The organism is Gilliamella sp. BG7 (assembly GCF_046635565.1).
Taxonomy (GTDB): Bacteria; Pseudomonadota; Gammaproteobacteria; order Enterobacterales; family Orbaceae; genus Gilliamella; species Gilliamella apicola_P.
The window spans coordinates 1-21,101 of record NZ_JBIDFB010000001.1 but is presented as its reverse complement, the minus strand read 5'-3'; the positions used below and the strand labels follow the sequence as shown (position 1 = coordinate 21,101).

The following is a 21,101-nucleotide window of genomic DNA, read 5'->3' as shown; positions in this document are numbered from 1 at the left end:
TACCTAAAAAACATTTTATGTCTAAAAAAAATTATAATAAGTATTAATATACTTATATATTCGCAGAAATATTATAATTAATATTGTTCAACAGATAGCATATGCAACAAAATCTATTTGCTATCTATCAAAATGGCTATTAAAGTAGTAATGTAATTGCTATTTACAGGCAGTTATTTATTAGACCAAGAGCAAAATAATTTGCATCTTTAACAAAAAAATATACCTATGAGGGTAACAAAATGAAACGTAATCTATTAGCAATCGCTATTCCTGCACTTTTAATTGCAGGTACAGCAAACGCTTCTATTGAAGTGTGGAATAAAGATGGTAATAAAGTTGACTTTTATGGTCGTGTTTACGCATTAAACTATATTACTGATCGCAATAACCAAACTGGTGAAGGTGACAAAACTACTGCACGGTTAGGTATGTCCGGTCAAACACAAGTGACAGACAGCGTAACTGGCTATGGTCGTTGGGAGTATGAAGCAAAGACAGGTAAAAATGCTGATAATGAAACTCGTTATGCATTTGCTGGTTTAAACTTTGGTGATTTTGGTTCATTCGACTATGGTCGCAATGATGGTGTATTAAAAACATTAACATCTTACACTGACGTTTTACCAGAATTTGGTGGTGATGCTTCTGATAATGATCTTTATGCATTAACAGCTCGTACTAAAGCCGTTGCTACCTACCGTAATTCAGATTTCTTCGGTTTAGTAAATGGTTTACGTTTTGCTGTTCAATATGCGGATAACGGAGATAACAGCTCAACACGTCATTTCGGTAATTATACTCGTAATGATAAACACAATAGTGCTGAAGCATGGGGTTCAGTTGTTGATTGGGATGTGCTTGATACTGGTTTATCTGTTGGTGCTGGTTATGCACAAACTGGTGGTCATAAAGATGCTAAAGCATGGTCAGCTGGTATCAAATATGATAACGACAACCTTTATTTAGCTGCGTTATATATTCAAGGTAAACAAAAATATGGCTGGCATAATGCATCAACAACTCGTAGCGCTGATGATTTAAAAACCAAAGGCTATGAATTAGTTGCTCAATATGGTATTGACTTTGAAGTGGGTCGCTTAACTCCATCTGTTGCTTATATCCAACATAAAGTTAAAGACGCATCTAATTATTCAAGTGATGCAGGGCTTAAAGGTAATGATTTAGCTAAATATGTTGATGTTGGTTTAACTTATGACTTTAACAAAAACCTACAAGCTATTATCGATTATAAAATTAACTTATTAGATAAAGATGATATCGGTGCACGCCGTGCTTTATATGAAGATGGTTCATTTACTAAATCACAAATCAAGGGCACAACAAAAGACACAGTAGCACTTGGTTTAATTTACCAATTCTAATTGATTATATCTTTATTTTTAAAAGGCACTTCGGTGCCTTTTTTATTATCTATTATCAATTAAATAACCCTTGCGCTTTGATTAATACTTTGTTAAAAATTAAAAAGAATATAATAATAAATTAGGATACGATGATGCTATATACCACACGTAAATTACTAGCTAAAAAAAATATTGCTTTAGTTGCTCACGATCACCTGAAAGATTCTTTATTAAATTGGTGTAAAAAAAATCGTGAAGAGCTTTCTCGTCATAATTTATGTGGCACGGGCACTACTGGAACATTAATAAAGCAAGAAACAGGACTAAATATCACGCCAATGCTAAGTGGTCCGATGGGGGGAGATCAGCAGATAGGTGCATTAATTGCAGAAGGTAAAATTGATATTTTAATCTTTTTTTGGGATCCACTTAATGCTGTACCTCACGATCCAGATGTGAAAGCGTTGTTACGATTATCTACTGTTTGGAATATTCCAGTTGCCACTAATCAAGCCACAGCCAATGCATTAATTCAGTCCTCTATTTTTACGCAAGAAGTTGATATTGAAATTCCTGATTATCAAAGCTATTTAACTCAAAGAGTTAAATAAATATCAATACCATGTCAAATTCGTAAAACAGGTCGGCAAATACTTCTACTTTATCATTAGTTTATTGTTTCGCATTAGGATTTTGGTCATTTGTTCACAAGGTTTTGGTATTATTGGCTTGGTATTGCTGATTGCTATAGCTAAAAAACTATAATTGTTACGGTTAACTTTAAGTTATCTGCATCATCAATTTAAAAATGAGCTTCCAATGCAGCCTATGAAAATGCGGAAGATTGGCTAATTTCACCATCTTTAAATAAAATCGCTTCGCCAGCAGCATTAAGTTTGTTCCAAATCTCATTTGAGGTTAATGGTAAGGTTGAAATGATAGTAACAATATCATTGGGTGTTGTATGTTTTTGAAAATCAATTTCTACATCTTCGTCCAGTAATTTTGCTTTACCAAATGGTGCTTTACGGGTTATCCAATGCAAATTCGTTGTGCAATAGGCAAACACATATTGCCCATCAGAAAGTAGCATATTGAATATGCCTAGTTGGCTTAATTGATCGGCACATTGCTTAATAAAATTAAATAGCTCAAGATCATCGACAGGTTTTTGCGAATATTTTTGCTGTAATTGATTAATTAAATAGCAAAAGGCAAATTCGCTATCAGTTTCTCCAACAGGTTGAAAAAGTCCTGTATCTAAATTTTGGTAATTGGTTAATTGTCCATTGTGGGCAAAAGTCCAATTTTTACCCCAGAGTTCACGGGTGAATGGGTGGGTATTTTCTAGTGCGACACCGCCTCGATTTGCTTGTCGAATATGAGCAATCACAGCTTTAGATTTGATGGGATATTCTTTCACCATTTTAGCAATAGGCGAATAGCTACAAGGCTCTGGATCTTTAAATGTTCGGCAGCCTTTTCCTTCATAGAAAGTAATTCCCCAACCATCTTTATGAGGACCTTTGTCCCCACCTCGTTTTATTAGGCTTGTAAAACTAAAACAAATATCGGTTGGTACATTGGCGCTCATACCCAATAATTCGCACATATTATTTAGCCATCTCTTTTTCAATTAACAGAATAAGAATATGAATAACTTTGATGTGGATTTCTTGCACACGATCGGCATAACCAAAATGCGGAACACGAATATCAACATCAGCAAGTCCATTCATCTTACCACCATCTTTACCAGTTAACGTAATAATTTTCATCCCTTTTTGTTTTGCTGCTTCAATTGCCTTAAGCACGTTAGCTGAGTTCCCTGAAGTAGAGATACCTAAAAGTACATCACCTTTCTGGCCTACACCCTCAACATAACGTGAAAAAATAGAATCAAATCCAAAATCATTACCAACACACGAAATGTGACTTACATCTGATATGGCAATCGCTGGATAAGCAGGGCGATTATCACGATAGCGACCAGTTAATTCTTCAGCAAAATGCATAGCATCACAATGAGAGCCACCATTACCACATGATAAAACTTTACCACCATGTTTAAACGAATCAGCAATTAAAATAGCAGCTTTTTGGATTTGTTGGAGATTTTTATTGTCTGAAACAAAATTAGTTAATACGTCAATAGCTTGGTTTAATTCATCACGAATATTGTCAATATACACAGGTATTTCTCCATCAATAATAAATAAATTTATAGACTATTGTAATTTGTTCAAAATAGCTTGCAAGCGATAAAATAAAATTCCTTATTTTGACAAAAGATTTTAGAAAGTATGCTGTTAAGTGTAAAAATAAGGATTGAAATAAAAATAAATTAAAATTATTTCTAATCATAATGGTTGAAATAACAACAAAATTTAAATTAATTTTAAACTTAACAAATAATACATTTGCAATAGTTAAATTCTTTGCGTTTATTTTAAATAATATATTGGGTAGAACTTGGTCGTAACGCCATTTGCCAATAGGATAAGTCTTTAATTCGTGATACAATTTACTAAGTATTTTTTCACGCAAAACAGAGTGAAATGGCATTTAAAATAGAATTAATAAGGAATTAATATGCAAACGATTGAAGGTAAAGTTGCTGCACCAAAAGCTAAAGTTGCAATTGTAGTGGCACGTTTTAATCATTTTATTAATGATAGCCTAGTAAATGGTGCAATTGATGCATTGACACGTATTGGACAAGTTGATGATAAAAATATCACTGTTATTTGGGTTCCCGGTGCTTATGAAATTCCTCTAGCTGTTAAAGTTGCTGCACAGTCCAAAAAATATGATGCCGTTGTGGCGTTAGGTACCGTAATTCGTGGTAGTACAGCGCATTTTGATTTTGTTGCTGGTGAATCAAGCTCTGGGTTATTAAGTACAAGTTTAGATAACACTATTCCAGTAGGATTTGGTATTTTAACCACCGAAAGTATAGAACAAGCAATTGAACGTGCAGGCACTAAGGCAGGCAATAAAGGGGCTGAAGCTGCATTAACTGCGCTGGAAATGCTAAATATTATTAAAGCAATTAAGGAGTAATTTTGTGGCATTAGTTAATCCTCGTCGTCGAGCAAGAGAATGTGCGGTACAAGCCATTTACTCTTGGCAAGTTTCCAAAAACGATCTTGCTGATGTTGAGACAAGTTTTATTACAGAACAAGATATGAAAGGCGTCGATTCTAAGTATTTTCGTGAATTATTAAATGGTGTAGCAAAAAATACTGCCGAATTAGATGATAAAATGACGCCTTATCTCACTGAACGATCTGTTGATGAATTAGGACTAATTGAATTAGCGATACTTAGAATCGCACTGTATGAATTAATGAAACGTCAAGATGTGCCCTATAAAGTGGTAATTAATGAAGCCATTGATTTAACAAAAACCTTCGGTGCTGCTGACAGCCATAAATTTGTTAATGGCGTATTAGATAAAATAGCCCCAACCATTCGTACGCGATAACCGATTAATTGTGAGATTGATATGAACGACAATACCGAAAAAAATAAACCATCTATTTTTTACGCAAAAAATAGTGAATCTAAAAAGCATTCTCGCTCGGCTATTGAAAAGCCCTCTCGATGGAAAGACAAACGTAAAGATGATTCATCTCAGTTGAAATCTAAACCAGATCGTCATGATCGTATTGAAACATTCAAACCTCGAAATGATAAATCTGAGTTTGCAAAAAAGCGTTTTAATGTTGAACTTAATCAATCTCAATCATCTATCGATAATGATTCACCATGGCAAAAAAAGGTTCGTGATAATGAGCAAGTCCCTACTTTTGGCTATGATGGCTATCGCCAACGTAAAGAAGAAACTTTAGTTTATAGTGAAAATAGCTGTAAAGCAGTTTTCAGACATCGACGCACAGCTATTGTCAAACTATTTATTACCCAAGAGATGACTTACCAGTTTAAAGATCTAATAGACTGGTTAGTCAAACAACGGTTAGGTTATGATGTTATCTCTAGTGAGCAAATTAGTAAAATAACTCAAACTCAACACCATGGCGGTGTCTGCCTAATTGTAAAAAAACGTGTTCCACTTACCTTATTGGATTATTTAGAAAATAATAGTAATAAAGATCATGATTGTATTTTAGCTATTGACGATGTTCATAATCCCCATAATTTAGGTGGCTTAATTCGTAGTGCTGCTTTTTATGGTGTTAATGGCGTTATATTACGTCAAACAAATTTACTTGATAGTGGCGCTGCCATGCGTGTGGCAGAAGGTGGTATTGAGGCTGTTGAATCAATTAAAAGTGATGATTTTGTTGCTTCACTTGATATGCTCAAACAGCGTGGTTACCAAGTTGTTGCGTTATTACCGTGTCAGGCAAAATCCATTGCATCAACTGAATTGCATAAAATCAAGTTTGATAAAAAAGTTGCGTTAGTTATATTTCAACAAATTAATATAAAACTTATTAATTGTGCTAATGTTGTTGTCCATTTAAAGGGCAATGATAACATGCCGGCATTAAATATTTCGGTTGCAACGGGTATTTTATTATCTAATTTACAAAAATAATAAAATATTATTTTATCTTTATTATCAACTATTTGGATGGTAAAAGTTATTTTACTAATTGGTAGAATATATCAAATAGCATGATTTGATTAGAAATTGCTTTTTTTTTCTGTAAATTGTTATTAGTTATTGTGTATTTTGGTAATGGTTATGACTTTAAAGCATAAAGTTGGTTTAATTTTCGGGAAGTTTTATCCTTTACATTGTGGTCATATTTATTTGATTGAAAAAGCAATGAGCCAAGTTGATGTATTACATATCATATTGGGCTGTGAGGCATCACGTGATAAGCAGCTATTTGATAAAAGCCGCTTACCCAAACAACCACAAGTTAGCGATCGTTTTTCATGGTTAAAAGAGACGTTCAAAGATCGCCACAATATTCATATCCATGTACTTGATGAAGCTGGTATTGAATTTTATCCCAATGGTTGGCAAGATTGGAGCTACCGCGTTAAGCAAATTCTTTCCGAACATAAAATTAAGCCTAATGTCGTATTTACTAGTGAACCGCAAGATGTCAAAAATCATGAACTCTATTTTGGCTGTCCGGTAATTATTGTCGATGCCAATCGAGATTTTATGAACATCAGCGCAACACAAATCCGTGAAAATCCTTATAAAAATTGGTGTTTTATCGCACAAGCAGCAAAACCTTTTTTTGTTAAAAAAGTAGCTATTGTTAGTCAAAATAGATTTCGTGATTTACCTATTCAACTTGCTAATATTTATAATACTCAATATGTACCTAACGGTTATATTAATTATATTGAGCGAGAAATCTTAACTCAGCATAACAAACGTTATTTGAGTGAATCTGATTTTATGAAAATTGCGATGTTACATGTAGAACGGATTTCAAAAGCTATTGAAATCGCCAATAAGGTTGTTTTTACCTCAATTGATTTTGAAACATTAGCACAGTACTACGATCAATTATTTCAAAAAAATAATGAAATTTTAAAAGCTTTTAAAGACAGTTATCATTTTGATTTAGTCATTCATGAAAAAGATTCAAATCCAAAATCCTCACGGCTGGAACATTTTGAAACAATCACAAAAGAGGTTGAAGCATTATTGATTTAGTTCATCACATTTATTGTGGCTTATGTTAAAATAAGTCAAATATTTGTGATAGGTAAATTTTTATGTCTCAATCTTCTGACAAACAAGACGATACAAATCAAGAAAAAATTGATTTTGGTTACAAACAAGTTCCAAAACAAGAAAAAGTAAAACGTGTTGCTGAAGTATTTCATTCTGTTGCTGATAAATATGATGTTATGAATGATCTAATGTCATTTGGCATACATCGTATTTGGAAAAAAATTACTATTGAATATAGTAGCGTGCGTAAAGGTCAAAAAGTTTTAGATTTGGCCGGAGGCACAGGTGATTTAACCGCTAAATTCTCGCAACTTGTTGGTGATGATGGATTAGTTGTGTTAGCCGATATTAACGAATCGATGTTAAAAGTGGGACGAGATAAGCTACGCGACAAAGGCTTATTTAAAAACATTGAATATGTACAAGCTAATGCCGAAGAATTACCTTTTGCAGATAACTATTTCGATTGTATTACTATTTCATTTGGATTACGTAATGTTACCGACAAAGAAAATGCATTACTATCCATGTGGCGAGTATTAAAACCTGGCGGGCGTTTATTAATTCTTGAATTCTCTAAACCGCAATATCAAATCCTGAATAAAGCGTATGATCTATACTCATTTACTATGTTACCATTGATGGGGAAAATAGTGGCAAATGATTCTGAAAGTTACCGTTATTTAGCTGAATCTATCCGTATGCATCCTGATCAAAATACATTGAAAAAAATGATGGAAGATGCAGGATTTGTTGATGTGAAATATCACAATATGACTGGTGGTATAGTTGCGTTACATACTGGCTTTAAATTTTGATGCGATGAATAATAATGACATTTTTTAGACTGTTTAAAATATTAACTGTATTTCGAGCTTATCAATTAAATGAATTGTTGCCAAAACATCGTTCATCAAAATGGTTGCGTACTTTATTATTTTGTATGTTTTGGGTTAGAGCTAAAGCAAAACATCAAGAAATCGGTGAACGTTTACAACTAGCGTTACAAGATCTAGGTCCAGTTTGGGTGAAAATTGGACAAATGATCTCAACCCGGCGTGATATTTTACCAAAACACATAGCCGATGCTTTGGCAAAATTACAAGACCAAGTTAACCCTTTTGACGGTAAAATTGCCAAACAATTAATTGAGTCAGCGTTAGAACAGCCAATTGATTATTATTTTGCTGATTTTGACGAAAAACCACTAGCATCAGCATCAATAGCTCAGGTTCATACGGCGGTATTAAAACATAGTCAAGCTGAAGTGGTTATCAAAGTCTTACGTCCTAATATTTTACAGGTTATACAAGCTGATATTGGCCTGATGTATTGGGTGGCTAAACAATTTACTAAACGAATCGAATCAGGCGAAAAATTGCGAGCTGTTGAAATAGTGCATGATTATGAAATGACACTATTAAAAGAGTTAGATTTGCAAAAAGAAGCTTACAATACGGTTAGATTGCGTGACAATTTTATCAATAGCGATACTTTATATATCCCTTATGTTTATCAAGATTTATGTCGAAAAAATGTGATGGTTGAAGAGCGCATTAAAGGGATCCCCATTGCAGATATCGATCAGTTAAAGCAAAATAATGTTGATATGAAATTACTTGCAGAACGAGGAGTACAAGCTTTCTTTACCCAAGTGTTTCGTGATAACTTTTTTCATGCTGACATGCATCCAGGCAACATTTTTGTTGATATTACAGAACCACAAAATCCACGTTATATTGGTATTGATTGTGCCATTGTTGGTATATTAAGTGCTGATGATCAACGCTATCTTGCAGAAAATTTCTTAGCATTTTTCAATCGAGATTATCGAAAAATAGCAGAAACCTATATTGCATCAGGCTGGGTACCAGCAACAACGGATGTTATTGCACTTGAAATGGCAATGCGCAATGTATGTGAGCCCGCATTTGCAAAACCACTTTCTGAAATCTCATTTTCACAAATTTTACTACAATTATTTCAAGTCGCTCGTCAATTTGATATGGATATCCAACCCCAACTGACCTTACTTGAAAAAACACTATTTTATATTGAAGGGCTTGGTCGTCAGCTCTATCCAGAACTTGATTTGTGGCAAACAGCGAAGCCATTTTTAGAAAAATGGTATCGAGATAAATATAGCGCTAAAAAGATACTGCAACAAGCTTGGGAATCATTACCTGAGTGGCGAATAATGTTGCCTCAGTTACCAGAAAAATTAAATGATTATGAACGAATTTCCAAACAAATGAATGTTCAATTACAGCAAATCAAGCAAGAATTTCAGCGTAGTAAAAAGCGTGAACGAAATTTATATACAGTGATTGCACTATTTTGTGCATTATGTATTATTATACTGATTGTGCATTAATAATTGGGCACAAAGCTAGTTATTTGGGAAAATTATAGTTTGTGTGTATAATTTAGATATTAACCCTACTGGAGATAATTATCATGATGCCAAGCTTGCCTCAACTCCTCATATTAATCGTTGTTGTTGTGTTATTATTTGGAACAAAAAAATTACGTACGCTAGGTTCCGATCTTGGCGCATCAATTAAAGGCTTTAAAAAAGCGATGAATGATGATGACGGCCACGACCAAAAAGAGCACGACAATTTACAAAAAGTCGAAAATATTGACTCATCAGAAACTAACAATACAGATACTAACAATAGCAAAAAAGAGTAACCCGTGTTCGACATCAGCTTTGGTCAGTTATTATTGGTATTAATTATTGGTCTGGTGGTTTTAGGACCAGAACGATTACCTATTGCCATAAAAACAGTTGCAGGATGGATAAAAGTACTCCGCCGAATGTCTGCTACTGTACAGTTAGAATTAAATAAAGAACTTAAGCTACAAGAGTTACAAGACAGTCTAAAAAAGGCTGAACAAAGTGGTTTAACAACACTTACGCCAGAGATTCAAGAATCAATTGATGATTTAAAGCGCGTAACAGAATCATTACAAAACGAGATCGAATCTGCAACGCAGATCGATTCTCACTCTCACTCAGATAAAAATAAATCATGACTGACGACGCTACACAACCATTAATTGGACATCTTGTTGAACTTAGAATACGGCTTCTACGCTCTATTATCTGCATTTTGCTGGTATTAGCCTGCTTACTCTATTTTTCCAATGATATTTATCATATCGTGGCAAATCCGCTTATTAGCCAATTACCTCAAGGTAGTAGCATGATAGCAACAGATATTGCAGCACCATTTTTTACCCCAATTAAGCTAACTGCGGTGGTGGCAATATTTATCTCAATTCCTTACGTACTGTATCAAGTTTGGGGATTTATTGCACCAGCGCTATATCAACATGAAAAACGTCTAGTAATGCCGTTAATTGTATCAAGCACAATTCTCTTTTATCTCGGTATCGCATTTGCTTACTTTGTGGTGTTTCCACTAGCATTTTACTTTTTTATTCACACTGCACCTATTGATGTAGCTATCAATACTGATATTACAAAATATCTTGATTTTGTAATGACACTCTTTATTGTTTTTGGGTTTGCTTTCGAAGTGCCCGTTGCCATTATACTACTTTGTTGGACAGGAATAACTACACCTAAAAGTCTACGAAAAAAGCGCCCTTATATAATTGTTGGTGTGTTTGCCGTTGCAATGTTTGTTACGCCACCCGATGTATTTTCACAAATATTACTAGCTGTACCTATCTGTTTACTGTTTGAAATTGGCACTTTTTTTGCCCGTTTTTATCAACCACGAAAAAATGACAAAACAGAAGATAACGACAGTTATGAATCTGATAAAGATAGTTAACAGATAAAAGATGAATTAACTGAATAATTAAGGATAACAAGTCATAATGAATACATCATTACCTGATTTTAATTGTGCCAATGTATTAGTTGTAGGCGATATTATGTTAGATCGCTATTGGTATGGAGGAACTAATCGGATATCCCCCGAAGCGCCAGTACCTGTAGTTAAAATTGACTCTTTAGAAGAGCGACCAGGTGGTGCGGCTAATGTTGCTATGAATATTACATCGCTTTGTGGTAACGCGCGACTAATCGGACTAACAGGTATTGATGAACCAGCTAAAATTCTTGATGAACAGCTAAGTAACCACAAAGTTCAATGTGATTTTGTCTCTGTTTCAACACACCCAACTATAACTAAACTACGAGTCTTATCACGCAATCAACAATTGATCCGTATTGATTTTGAAGAAGGATTTGGCAATATTGATGCAACTCCTATTCTTGAGCGTATTCAAACAGCATTGGCGACGCATAAAGTATTGGTTCTGTCGGACTATGCTAAAGGAGCATTATCAGCAGTTCAAGCAATGATTAAGCTTGCCAATCAAGCAAATGTACCGATTCTAGTTGATCCCAAAGGGACTGATTTTGAACGTTACCGCGGTGCAACAATCTTAACCCCAAATATGTCAGAGTTTGAGGCGGTAGTTGGTCATTGTCAAAGTGAAGATGAAATCATAGAAAAAGGCCACCAACTGATTAAACAGTACCAGCTAAAAGCGCTATTGGTTACACGAAGTGAAAAAGGCATGACATTGCTTCAATTAGATAAACCAACTTATCATCTACCGACTCAAGCTAAAGAAGTATTTGATGTCACAGGTGCTGGCGATACTGTAATTGCCACATTAGCCGCAGCTTTAGCCGCAGGGCAATCTTTAGAGGAAAGCTGTTTCTTAGCCAATGCTGCAGCGGGTGTTGTTGTTGGTAAACTTGGCACTTCAACAGTATCGCAAGTAGAGTTAAGTAATGCCATTCGAGCACGTGCTGATGACGGTTTTGGTGTAATGACAGAAGAAGAACTCAAAGAAGAAGTTCAAAAAGCACGGATGCGTGGTGAAAAAATTGTCATGACCAATGGTTGTTTTGATATTTTACATGCTGGGCATGTCTCTTATCTTGCTAATGCGCGTAAACTTGGTGATCGTTTAATAGTTGCGGTGAACAGCGATGCTTCGGTTAAGCAGTTAAAAGGTGAATCAAGACCAATAAACCCGCTTATGCAACGAATGATTGTATTAGGTGCACTTGATTCAGTTGATTGGGTCGTGCCATTTGAGGAAGAAACACCACAACGATTAATAGCCACTATTTTACCCGATGTATTAGTTAAAGGTGGCGATTATAAACCTGAAGATATCGCAGGCGGTAAAGAAGTTATTGCTGCTGGTGGAACTGTTAAAGTGCTCAATTTTGAAGATGGATGTTCAACAACCAACATTATTAACGCAATAAAAAGAACGCTAAGCTAAATAATCACAAATAAAATCGGCTACTTTGAAATAAGTAGCCGATTGGCTTTTCAACTCTTAATAACCTTAGTTAATCCTTGTTTAAGATAAAAATCAGTAAAAAAATTAATACACTTTAATCAATCGTTAATAACTATTGTTAAATTTCAAAATTAATACTTTTTTTATTGTGATCTTTATGCAAAGCTAATAAGCAAATAACGAAAAAGAGTATTAAGGATATTTTATGACCAAACATTATGATTACATTGCCATTGGTGGTGGTAGTGGAGGGATAGCATCAATTAATCGAGCTGCGTCCTATGGAAAAAAATGTGCCATTATTGAAGCCAAATTATTAGGTGGAACCTGTGTTAATGTTGGTTGTGTACCCAAAAAAGTAATGTGGTATGGTGCTCAAATTGCAGAAGCTATTAAACATTATGGTCCTGATTACGGTTTTGATACCACTATTAATCAATTCAATTGGGATAAATTAATTGCTAGTCGAACTGCTTATATTGATCGCATTCATCAGTCTTATGATCGGGTACTTACTAATAACAAAGTTGACGTCATTCATGGCTATGCAAAATTTGTTGACTCTCACACCGTTGAGGTAAATGGCGAACACTATAGTGCTGATCATATTCTAATTGCTGTTGGCGGAAAACCAAGCATTCCCAATATTCCAGGTGCGCAATATGGCATTACTTCAGATGGCTTTTTTGCTCTAAAAGCCTTGCCAAAACGTGTGGCAGTTGTTGGTGCAGGTTATATTGCTTGCGAAATAGCAAGCGTATTACACGCTTTGGGCGCACAAACACATCAATTTGTTCGCAATGCTACACCACTACGATCTTTTGATCCGCTTATTGTTGAAACCTTAATGGAAGTTATTGCTACTGAAGGACAACAATTACATACTTTTGCGGTTCCAAAATCGGTAATTAAAAATAGTGATAATTCACTAACATTAAACCTCGAAAATGGCGAAAGTTACACAGTTGATTGTTTAATTTGGGCAATTGGACGTGATCCAGCAACAAATGACATGAATTTACAGGCGGCAGGAATTGCGGTTGATAATAAAGGTTTTGTTATCGTCGACAAATACCAAAACACCAATGTCCCGGGCATCTATTCTGTCGGTGATGATATTACAGGCGCTATAGCGCTAACACCTGTTGCAGTTGCCGCAGGGCGCCGCTTATCAGAAAGGTTATTTAACAATAAACCTGATGAACATTTAGATTACAGTAATATTCCGACCGTCGTATTTACTCATCCTGCAATTGGTACAGTAGGATTGACTGAACCGGAAGCAATACAGCAGTATGGTGAAGAAAACGTAAAAGTGTATAAATCAACATTTACAGCAATGTACACCGCAGTAACACAGCATCGACAACCTTGTCGAATGAAATTAGTATGTGTGGGGAAAGATGAAAAAATTGTTGGTATTCATGGTATTGGTTACGGAATGGACGAAATGTTACAAGGCTTTGCAGTAGCGCTTAAAATGGGAGCAACTAAAAAAGACTTTGATAATACGGTGGCTATTCACCCAACTGCTGCCGAAGAGTTTGTTACCATGCGTTAAAAACGATCGATAGTAGTAATAAAAAAGCAGGCTATTAGTCCTGCTTTTTTGTTAATATTTTTATAATTAGGGCGTGTTGATCTTTCGTGATTATTTTTAGACGGCATGATGTGAGTTATAATAATTCTGCAAAAAAACAACCATAACTCGATTTATCATGCCAAGAACAATGCTAACAGATAAACGGTGGGAAAAGCTACTACAAATAATGAAAAATACCGGCCGAGTTTATAATAAATCCGAGCATCGGATGACGTTTGAAGGGATCCTTTTCCGAATGAGAACCGGTATTCCTTGGCGAGATTTGCCAGAAGAGTTTGGTGAATGGAGCACCGTCTATAGACGATTTAATTTGTGGTCTAAAAAAGGAATATTAGTTGATATTTTCAAACATTTATCACAACTAGCGGATTTTGAATGGGTGTTCCTAGATGGCTCGATTATCAGGGCTCATCAACATAGTACAGGCGCTGCAACGGAGCATTGTGAGCAAATAGGTCAGAGCTGTGGTGGTAATTCAACTAAAATTCATCTTGCGGTTGATAGTGGTGGTTTGCCTATTTGTTTTGAGCTTTCTGAAGGACAACGACATGATATCACTTATGCAGAAAACCTAGTTGAAAAGCTCGATGAAGTGAATACAGTGATAGCCGATAAAGGTTATGACAGCGAGTCTTTTCGGTGCTTTGTTCGTCAAAAAGGCGGACGAACGGTGATTGCTAAACGTAATTATGGTAAGGATATAGATAAAAGCAGTATGGATAGGTGCCTTTATCGCTATCGTCATTTAGTCGAGAATGCCTTTGCTAGAATCAAGCAATATCGTTCAATATCAACTAGATACGATAAGTTAGAAAGGAATTATGCCAGTATGGTATCACTGGCATTTATGTTAATGTGGCTGCCAATGTATTGTTGAGTGATTTATGTACAGCAAAGATCAACAGCCCCTAACTATTTTGATGACAGCCTGAAGAGTACAAAATAAACTTAGTTCAAAATAACGAATAAAGCCGTCATAAAAACGGCTTAATAGGGGGAATCAATCTTTTATGGTTACTTGGCCATTCATCAACATCGGAAGAAGAAAATCTCTGAGTTTAGATAATTTATTACTTTCTTTAGTGTTTGATTTTATTTTTTCAAAAATTGATGAAACTTTTTTATGAAAATTGATAAGCAAATTTTTCGAAGGATAAATAAGTTCAATCTCTGAAAAATCTTTTTTATTCATATTAGCAAAAGTATTTCCTATTTTTACTTTTAAGTTCGCATTAAAGTATCCTTTTAATGTGAAATAAAGGAAATATTTATGATATTCTTTTGAGCAAATTATCGAATTAATTTGCTGATTAGTTTGGGATAAAGTAGTTGTAAGACCGATCAAACCTGGCGTAGCAATACAGGTAACGCAAATCGTATCTTCTGGTAAATATTTATTTTTTTGAAAATCTGCACCTTTTCGCGTGAGCGTTTCTTCTGTGTGGACAATAAACGTATTTCCCCTAATATCACCTATAGTAATGAAGGGCACATCACCAGAAAAATAGTCTGAATTTTCTTTAGGTGGCGTTTTTCCTGTAATAATATTGTTTTCAATCTTTACAATTTGACTTTCATTCCACCCCTCAGGAATTTCACGCTTAAGCACCGAATTATAGACCATCTTTCCACCAGATGACTTGTAGGGTTTACCATTTTCATCGGGGAAGTCAAACTGTACAAACCAATAGTCATATAGTGTTTTAGCCATTGACTCAAGTTCAGCGTTGATTTGATTGTTGAGCTCGATTTTTTTGTCTAATAAGTTCAAAAAATTAGAAATTTTTTTTTGCTCTATTTTAGCTGGTATCAAAACTTCATAACGCTTTAAAGCGTTTTCATTTACTCGTTTACGACCTGAAGTCCCCTCCATGCAACTAATTGCTTTTTTCCTAAAAGTAGGACTTATTGTCAGATAATATAAATAATGACTATCAAGATCTTCGGTAGCCCTTAAAACAATAAATTCTGTTGAACCAAAACCTATTTCATTTTTATTCAAAATATTTACATAAGCTGTTTTTCCATTTTCAAGACATGGTGTTATTTTTGCTAATAGAACGTCCCCATTTCTGAATTTACTACCTGATTTGTACTCACTAAGAATAAATCCTGTAATTTTTTTTTGCCATGCCGTTAAATATTCCATAGGAACTTTTTTTAATCTATCTCCTTTAGATACCCTTTCTGGAGGGTTAAAGATAGCTATAGTACCCAATTGTCTTAATTCGTTTTTACTCATACTTCACCTTCACCAATTGCTTTTTAATCTCATCTCCTAACTGGCGAGATTGACTAAATAAGCTTTCCAAATTATCACTAAACTTCTTCATTTTTACAGCAAACTCTTCTGGGGTAATGTCGACATATTCAATTTTGACATCAAAATACTGTCCGGCACTTAATGAGTAGTTTTTATTAGCAATCTCTTCATAGCTAACTACTACTGAAAAATCATCTTTTGCTTGTTTTTGGTTAAAAATCTCAATAATTTGTTGTTCTTCAGTTGGTTTGAGTACTGTTTTTTGGTTATTACCCTCTTTTATCTTTTCCCCCAGATTGGAAGCATCGACTAGCACAACATCACTTTTATTCGCGCCATCGATAAATAAGATTGATACGTTCGTTCCCGTTGTTGCAAAAATATTACTGGGCATTGACACGACACCGGCTAGCATTTTATTTTCGACCAAATACTGACGGATCGCTTTATCAATACCAGATTGTGCTGTAATAAATCCAGTTGGTACAACAACAGCCGCTTTTCCTGCTGGCTTAAGCGAAAAAATAATATGCTGTAAAAAAAGCTGATAAATTTCCATCTTACTTTTGTCTTTTGCTTTGATTTTTGGAATTCCAGCAAAAAAACGTTGTCGATTTTCATCACAATCCAACTGTTCTCTAAAATCGCTAAAATCGAGTTTAAACGGTGGATTAGAGACGATATAGTCAAATCGTTTTAATCGATTGCCTTCTTTATGATAGGGATGTAGTAATGTATTGCCCTGAATCACATTAGAAATAGAAAGAACCAAACTATTTAAAATTAAGTTAAGGCGTAGAAGGTTAGATGATTTTTGCGAAATATCCTGCGTGTAAATAGCACAGCGATCTTCACCAATCGCATGAGCAAGATTCATTAATAGTGTCCCAGAACCTGCCGCAGGGTCATAGCAGCTAATATTTCTTAATACTTTATGTTGTTCTTTGGGCACCAAAATTGCCGCCATAATGCGTGCTACTGCATGTGGTGTATAGTATTCAGCATATTTTCCCCCGCTGTTACTATTGTAATCTTTAATGAGGTATTCAAAGATTGTGGCATAAAAATCATAGCCTTTTGCAAAGCTACCTTCAAAACTAAATTGAAAGTTCACCAGCTTATTAATGATTGCTCGACAAAATTCATCCCGCTTTGCGGGATCGGCAATAAATTGGCTGATGCGATCAAAAAGAACGACTTTGGCCTCCCCTTCAGTTTTGATGGCAAAAATATCATTATTCAATGTCGCTATATCAATCAAGGTATCATCAACTAATTTAGCAAAGTCACCTTCATTTTGCCGCTGAAACAAAAAACGGATAAAATGAATCGGCTTCAATTTAGCAATATTTCCATCCATTTTTCGTTCTAATTGCGCAAAATCATCTTCACTCATTGCTGATATACACTTATAAAACTCTTCAGCATCTTTGACTTTGGCAAGATTTTTATCTTTCTTTTTAGCCTCAGCAATAAATTGATCATTTAAAAATTTGTATAAAAATGCTTGAGTAATGATTTTAAATTCATTGCCATCGTTGCCTAACCCATAGTTAGCACAAACGCTTTTTAAATCATCAATAAGTTTTAGGGTATTAGCTTGTAACTTAATTTCTATTACCACGAATAGGCTCCATAATTAAATTCTTTTAAATATTCATTTACAATCAATTGATTGAGATAGTCAGATGCGTTAATGCTAAGATTGATATTTTGGCGTTCCACAAAATGTTCAATAATATTTGGCATAACCATTCGTTTAAAATAACTTTCGTTATCCAATATTTGCAAGTTACGCAAAACTAAATCATCCGTATTTTGTTTAACACCTAATAGTGCTTCATAAATATTGCGTTCCGATGCTTGAGTTTGATGATTTTCTAACAAACGTTTATGTAATCGGGTGTACTTTCGATCACCTTGATACTTTTTCCGAAGTAGTTCATTTTGACGGTTTAGCTCTTTAATACGCTGATAAATATGATTTAATACTGGTATATTTTGTCTCATCTCTTCTTGTTTGATTTCACGTAAATTTTTCTTTTTGAACAGTCTTTCTAACTCTTCTTTGAGCGTGATAAATTTGGGATCTTCTTGGTCAAAATTGTTACTTAATGCTTCGCGCGCTTTACGAAGTGTTTCTTTAAATTCATCGGCAAGTACTAGTTCTTCTTCCCCGATTTTGATAAATTCAAAAATAATATCTTCCAGAGCGATATTGATTAAGTTGAGATCATCACGGCCTTGTTCAATGCTTTCTTTATAATTTAAAGTAGTTAACCTATCGACCGTCATTCGATAAAGATGATTGAGCTTTTCAAAATCAAGGTGAGTTAAAAAAACATAATCTTGTTGTAAACGAATAATATTATAAAGGCTTCTGGCATCTTCTAACGCTCTTTTTAATATATTTAACGTTTTTTTATCATCAATTTGATTGATTTGATCACTAAAAATTTCTGCGTTTTCACAATCAAAACGGAATAATACATCTTTGATATGCTCGATTTCTGCTGCAATTTCTTCAGACGACTTAAATAAGTGTGAATAATGCTCAATTTCATCACCCAACTCATCTTGTAGCTCATTAAAATAAGCGCGATTTGTTGCATCGAACTCTTTACGTATATCTGCAAAATCGACAACATAACCATAACGAAAATTTTTATAAGGTCGGTTAACTCGTGTGAGTGCCTGTAGCAAGTTATGTTGGCGAATGATACGTCCAAGATAGAGCTTTTTAAGCCGTTTAGCATCAAAACCAGTAAGTAACATATTGTAAACAAATAGAAAATCAATATTTCCCGCTTTAAATTCTTCTACCAATATTTTACGATCTTCTTTGGTTCCAACGTCATGCAAAATTAGTGCAGCAGAATTCACCCGACAATTTTGCCATTTTTTAGTCTCATAATAACTGTTCGGTTCTGCGATTTTTAAAACGGAATAAATACTTTCATTGGCCGCCTTGAGTGGTGCTTGTCTTGATTGCCCCGCGTATTTTTCATTAAAAATCGTAAACATTTGCTTTGCTTGTTCGGCACTATCACAAATTACCATACCGCCAATTGATGCGTCATTATAGGCATGACGACTGGTTTCAAAGTCAGTAATAATGTAATCAAGCATTGGCTCGACAAAATGGGGATCGGCATACACTAAAGAACGGTTAATTTCACCTTGCTTAACTTCAATTTCATCAATCGCTTTTTGTAACGAATGTTTATAACGTGTTGCAATATCTTCACGAATTAAACGTAATGTATAACCATCAGAAATAGAGGCATTGTAATAGTATTTATGAATATAATTACCAAATAAACGACGTGAGTTATTGTCGCCTAACAGTGGTGTTCCGGTTAGACCAATATGAATGGCATCTCGATCAGACTCAGTAAGATTAGCTAAAAAACTACCCGTGGGTTTGTAGCTGCGATGGACTTCATCTAGAAAATAAATACGCTGAATCGAAAGGTTATAATCGTTATTTAAAATAACATCAGGATCGTCTTTAAATTTCTGAATATTAACAACCGTAATTTCAGGACGGCCACTATGATTATGAATCGCTTTTTGATTTTTAATTTCTTGGCTAAACTGCTCTCGAGAATTAATAACATGGACGACTAATCCTCGGTTAGTAAATTCGCGTTGAGCTTGTTCCAGCAAATCAATCCGATCCACAATAAAATAGAACTTAGGAATAATTTGCTTTTTTTGAAAATAATCGGTTAAAAATCGGACATTATAATAGGTTAATGCGGTTTTTCCACTACCTTGAGTGTGCCAAACAATACCCTTTTTAATATTGCTATTAAGTCGCTCTTCAATAGATTTAGTAGCAAAGATCTGCGGATAACGCATGATATGTTTTTGCAAACCATCACGCTCAGAAACATAAGCTAAAGCATATTGTAAGATGAAAGCTAAGCGTTGCCGACTTACTAGGGACGTACAAATTCGATTAGTTGGTCGATTGGGGTCTTTATTAATATCAAATTCCGAACTGGCACGAATAACTTCCAAGTTGTTATCTTTTAAGATGACCAGCTCTTGTTCTTCATTTAATGATTTAAGTAACGTTGTAAAGTTTAAATCTTCTTCTCGGAAATAGTTAAAGCTCAGTTTATGGTAAGATGGGCTAGCATAAAATGCGCCATCAATTGGCTGCAATGCATTTTCATCATATTCCATATTATTAGAAAAAATCATAAACTGAGTTATATTAACAAAACGCCTAAATTTTTTATTTTGAAAACGTCTATTAATGCGATTATACTCATCTTGCATCCCTTTACGATTGTTCGGTTTTTTTACTTCAATGAAAATAAGCGGTAATCCATTAATCAATAAAGTAATATCCGGACGAAACTCTTCATCTTCGTTTTGATAGGTCAACTCTGTCACAACATGAAAGCTATTATTATTAAAATTTTCAAAATCAATTAACTTGATACCTGAACGATTGATTAACATTTCATAAAAAGCTTTACCAAGGTCTTCATTATCAAGGCACAGGCTAATATCTTGCAACAGACGATTAATCTCATCCTGAGTTAGCTCAGGATTAATTCTAGCCATAGCTTCATGAAATTGAACCGGAAATATATTGGTATTTTTATCCCATTGCTGGGTTTTGAGTGATAGATATTGATAGCCTAAACGGGCTAAATGCAGAATAACAGGAATTTTTACGCGAGTATCTTCATTAAATTTCATTATCTTTACCAACGTTAATCGCTTAACAAAGAGGTTTTTGTTGTAATTATAACAAAATTTGATGGGTAGAGAAATTCAATCAATCATATAATATTTATGATCCTCGCCAAAAAAGTGGACACAATTCGCCTCTATAATATAAATACAAATCATAGGAGACAAATATCATGGTCA

General features: G+C 34.5%; 19 protein-coding genes. 14 read left to right on the top strand and 5 right to left on the bottom strand.

Features of this window, described 5'->3' with window-relative positions:
• Positions 1-242: 242 nt before the first annotated feature.
• Both ACGH49_RS00095 and ACGH49_RS00090 read left to right on the top strand, forming a co-directional pair.
• Complete coding sequence (locus ACGH49_RS00095; RefSeq protein ID WP_065607159.1) at positions 243-1,385, top strand: porin; 1,143 nt, start codon at positions 243-245, stop codon at positions 1,383-1,385.
• 134 nt (positions 1,386-1,519) lie between these two features.
• Entirely contained in the window at positions 1,520-1,978 is a 459-nt protein-coding gene (locus ACGH49_RS00090; protein ID WP_065607154.1) for a methylglyoxal synthase, read from the top strand.
• A gap of 215 nt (positions 1,979-2,193) precedes the next feature.
• Here ACGH49_RS00090 and ACGH49_RS00085 read toward each other — a convergent pair whose 3' ends face one another.
• Complete coding sequence (locus ACGH49_RS00085; protein WP_065607152.1) at positions 2,194-2,979, bottom strand: class II glutamine amidotransferase; 786 nt, start codon at positions 2,977-2,979, stop codon at positions 2,194-2,196.
• 1 nt (position 2,980) lies between these two features.
• Positions 2,981-3,559 (bottom strand): D-sedoheptulose 7-phosphate isomerase, encoded by a 579-nt coding sequence (lpcA, locus tag ACGH49_RS00080; RefSeq protein WP_411587756.1) that lies wholly within the window; start codon positions 3,557-3,559, stop codon positions 2,981-2,983.
• Between the two features lie 400 nt (positions 3,560-3,959).
• Between lpcA and ribE the strand changes: the two genes are divergently transcribed.
• The 12 genes from ribE to ACGH49_RS00020 all read left to right on the top strand — a co-directional run bounded on the left by ribE (position 3,960) and on the right by ACGH49_RS00020 (position 14,822).
• Positions 3,960-4,430, top strand: coding sequence for a 6,7-dimethyl-8-ribityllumazine synthase (gene ribE / locus ACGH49_RS00075; protein WP_034911536.1), 471 nt, complete (start codon positions 3,960-3,962; stop codon positions 4,428-4,430).
• Positions 4,431-4,434: 4 nt separating this feature from the next.
• Positions 4,435-4,854 (top strand): transcription antitermination factor NusB, encoded by a 420-nt coding sequence (nusB, locus tag ACGH49_RS00070; protein WP_411587755.1) that lies wholly within the window; start codon positions 4,435-4,437, stop codon positions 4,852-4,854.
• A 21-nt stretch (positions 4,855-4,875) separates the two neighbouring features.
• Positions 4,876-5,931, top strand: a complete 1,056-nt coding sequence (locus ACGH49_RS00065) for a TrmH family RNA methyltransferase (protein WP_411587754.1) — start codon at positions 4,876-4,878, stop codon at positions 5,929-5,931.
• Positions 5,932-6,081: 150 nt separating this feature from the next.
• Entirely contained in the window at positions 6,082-7,017 is a 936-nt protein-coding gene (gene nadR / locus ACGH49_RS00060; protein ID WP_411587753.1) for a multifunctional transcriptional regulator/nicotinamide-nucleotide adenylyltransferase/ribosylnicotinamide kinase NadR, read from the top strand.
• 62 nt (positions 7,018-7,079) lie between these two features.
• Positions 7,080-7,856, top strand: a complete 777-nt coding sequence (gene ubiE, locus ACGH49_RS00055; RefSeq protein WP_411587752.1) for a bifunctional demethylmenaquinone methyltransferase/2-methoxy-6-polyprenyl-1,4-benzoquinol methylase UbiE — start codon at positions 7,080-7,082, stop codon at positions 7,854-7,856.
• 14 nt (positions 7,857-7,870) lie between these two features.
• Positions 7,871-9,412, top strand: a complete 1,542-nt coding sequence (ubiB, locus tag ACGH49_RS00050) for a ubiquinone biosynthesis regulatory protein kinase UbiB (RefSeq protein ID WP_411587751.1) — start codon at positions 7,871-7,873, stop codon at positions 9,410-9,412.
• 83 nt (positions 9,413-9,495) lie between these two features.
• A complete protein-coding gene (gene tatA / locus ACGH49_RS00045; protein ID WP_065607139.1) occupies positions 9,496-9,732 on the top strand; it encodes a twin-arginine translocase TatA/TatE family subunit in 237 nt (78 codons plus the stop codon).
• A 3-nt stretch (positions 9,733-9,735) separates the two neighbouring features.
• Positions 9,736-10,077: a Sec-independent protein translocase protein TatB gene (tatB, locus tag ACGH49_RS00040; protein WP_411587749.1), complete on the top strand. Its 342-nt coding sequence runs from the start codon at positions 9,736-9,738 to the stop codon at positions 10,075-10,077.
• Positions 10,074-10,844, top strand: coding sequence for a twin-arginine translocase subunit TatC (gene tatC / locus ACGH49_RS00035; RefSeq protein ID WP_065607135.1), 771 nt, complete (start codon positions 10,074-10,076; stop codon positions 10,842-10,844). Before tatB ends, tatC begins: the two co-directional genes overlap by 4 nt.
• Before the next feature lie 46 nt (positions 10,845-10,890).
• Complete coding sequence (gene hldE / locus ACGH49_RS00030; RefSeq protein ID WP_065625289.1) at positions 10,891-12,321, top strand: bifunctional D-glycero-beta-D-manno-heptose-7-phosphate kinase/D-glycero-beta-D-manno-heptose 1-phosphate adenylyltransferase HldE; 1,431 nt, start codon at positions 10,891-10,893, stop codon at positions 12,319-12,321.
• A gap of 226 nt (positions 12,322-12,547) precedes the next feature.
• The gene (gene gorA / locus ACGH49_RS00025) at positions 12,548-13,903 is read left to right on the top strand and encodes a glutathione-disulfide reductase (RefSeq protein ID WP_411587746.1); all 1,356 of its coding nucleotides are present in this window, start codon (positions 12,548-12,550) and stop codon (positions 13,901-13,903) included.
• Positions 13,904-14,060: 157 nt separating this feature from the next.
• Positions 14,061-14,822, top strand: a complete 762-nt coding sequence (locus tag ACGH49_RS00020; RefSeq protein WP_411587745.1) for an IS5 family transposase — start codon at positions 14,061-14,063, stop codon at positions 14,820-14,822.
• Positions 14,823-14,945: 123 nt separating this feature from the next.
• Here the strand turns inward: ACGH49_RS00020 and ACGH49_RS00015 are convergent, their stop codons facing one another.
• From ACGH49_RS00015 to ACGH49_RS00005, 3 genes are read right to left on the bottom strand one after another with little or no spacing between them, the layout of a single operon-like run.
• Complete coding sequence (locus ACGH49_RS00015; protein ID WP_411587743.1) at positions 14,946-16,187, bottom strand: restriction endonuclease subunit S; 1,242 nt, start codon at positions 16,185-16,187, stop codon at positions 14,946-14,948.
• On the bottom strand, positions 16,180-17,832 hold the full coding sequence (locus tag ACGH49_RS00010) for a class I SAM-dependent DNA methyltransferase (protein ID WP_411587741.1): 1,653 nt from the start codon (positions 17,830-17,832) through the stop codon (positions 16,180-16,182). The genes ACGH49_RS00015 and ACGH49_RS00010 overlap by 8 nt, the downstream gene beginning before the upstream one ends.
• Positions 17,826-20,927: a type I restriction endonuclease subunit R gene (locus tag ACGH49_RS00005; RefSeq protein WP_411587739.1), complete on the bottom strand. Its 3,102-nt coding sequence runs from the start codon at positions 20,925-20,927 to the stop codon at positions 17,826-17,828. Before ACGH49_RS00005 ends, ACGH49_RS00010 begins: the two co-directional genes overlap by 7 nt.
• Between the last annotated feature and the right edge of the window lie 174 nt (positions 20,928-21,101).

Excerpts from the sequence above, each read along its gene's own strand:
- tatA (WP_065607139.1), top strand. The coding sequence starts at position 9,496 with ATGATGCCAAGCTTGCCTCAACTCCTCATATTAATCGTTGTTGTTGTG.
- hldE (WP_065625289.1), top strand. The coding sequence starts at position 10,891 with ATGAATACATCATTACCTGATTTTAATTGTGCCAATGTATTAGTTGTA.
- ACGH49_RS00020 (WP_411587745.1), top strand. The coding sequence starts at position 14,061 with ATGCCAAGAACAATGCTAACAGATAAACGGTGGGAAAAGCTACTACAA.
- ACGH49_RS00095 (WP_065607159.1), top strand. The coding sequence starts at position 243 with ATGAAACGTAATCTATTAGCAATCGCTATTCCTGCACTTTTAATTGCA.
- nadR (WP_411587753.1), top strand. The coding sequence starts at position 6,082 with ATGACTTTAAAGCATAAAGTTGGTTTAATTTTCGGGAAGTTTTATCCT.
- ribE (WP_034911536.1), top strand. The coding sequence starts at position 3,960 with ATGCAAACGATTGAAGGTAAAGTTGCTGCACCAAAAGCTAAAGTTGCA.
- ubiE (WP_411587752.1), top strand. The coding sequence starts at position 7,080 with ATGTCTCAATCTTCTGACAAACAAGACGATACAAATCAAGAAAAAATT.
- ACGH49_RS00005 (WP_411587739.1), bottom strand. The coding sequence starts at position 20,927 with ATGAAATTTAATGAAGATACTCGCGTAAAAATTCCTGTTATTCTGCAT.
- ACGH49_RS00015 (WP_411587743.1), bottom strand. The coding sequence starts at position 16,187 with ATGAGTAAAAACGAATTAAGACAATTGGGTACTATAGCTATCTTTAAC.
- tatC (WP_065607135.1), top strand. The coding sequence starts at position 10,074 with ATGACTGACGACGCTACACAACCATTAATTGGACATCTTGTTGAACTT.
- ACGH49_RS00085 (WP_065607152.1), bottom strand. The coding sequence starts at position 2,979 with ATGTGCGAATTATTGGGTATGAGCGCCAATGTACCAACCGATATTTGT.
- gorA (WP_411587746.1), top strand. The coding sequence starts at position 12,548 with ATGACCAAACATTATGATTACATTGCCATTGGTGGTGGTAGTGGAGGG.
- ubiB (WP_411587751.1), top strand. The coding sequence starts at position 7,871 with ATGACATTTTTTAGACTGTTTAAAATATTAACTGTATTTCGAGCTTAT.
- ACGH49_RS00090 (WP_065607154.1), top strand. The coding sequence starts at position 1,520 with ATGCTATATACCACACGTAAATTACTAGCTAAAAAAAATATTGCTTTA.
- ACGH49_RS00065 (WP_411587754.1), top strand. The coding sequence starts at position 4,876 with ATGAACGACAATACCGAAAAAAATAAACCATCTATTTTTTACGCAAAA.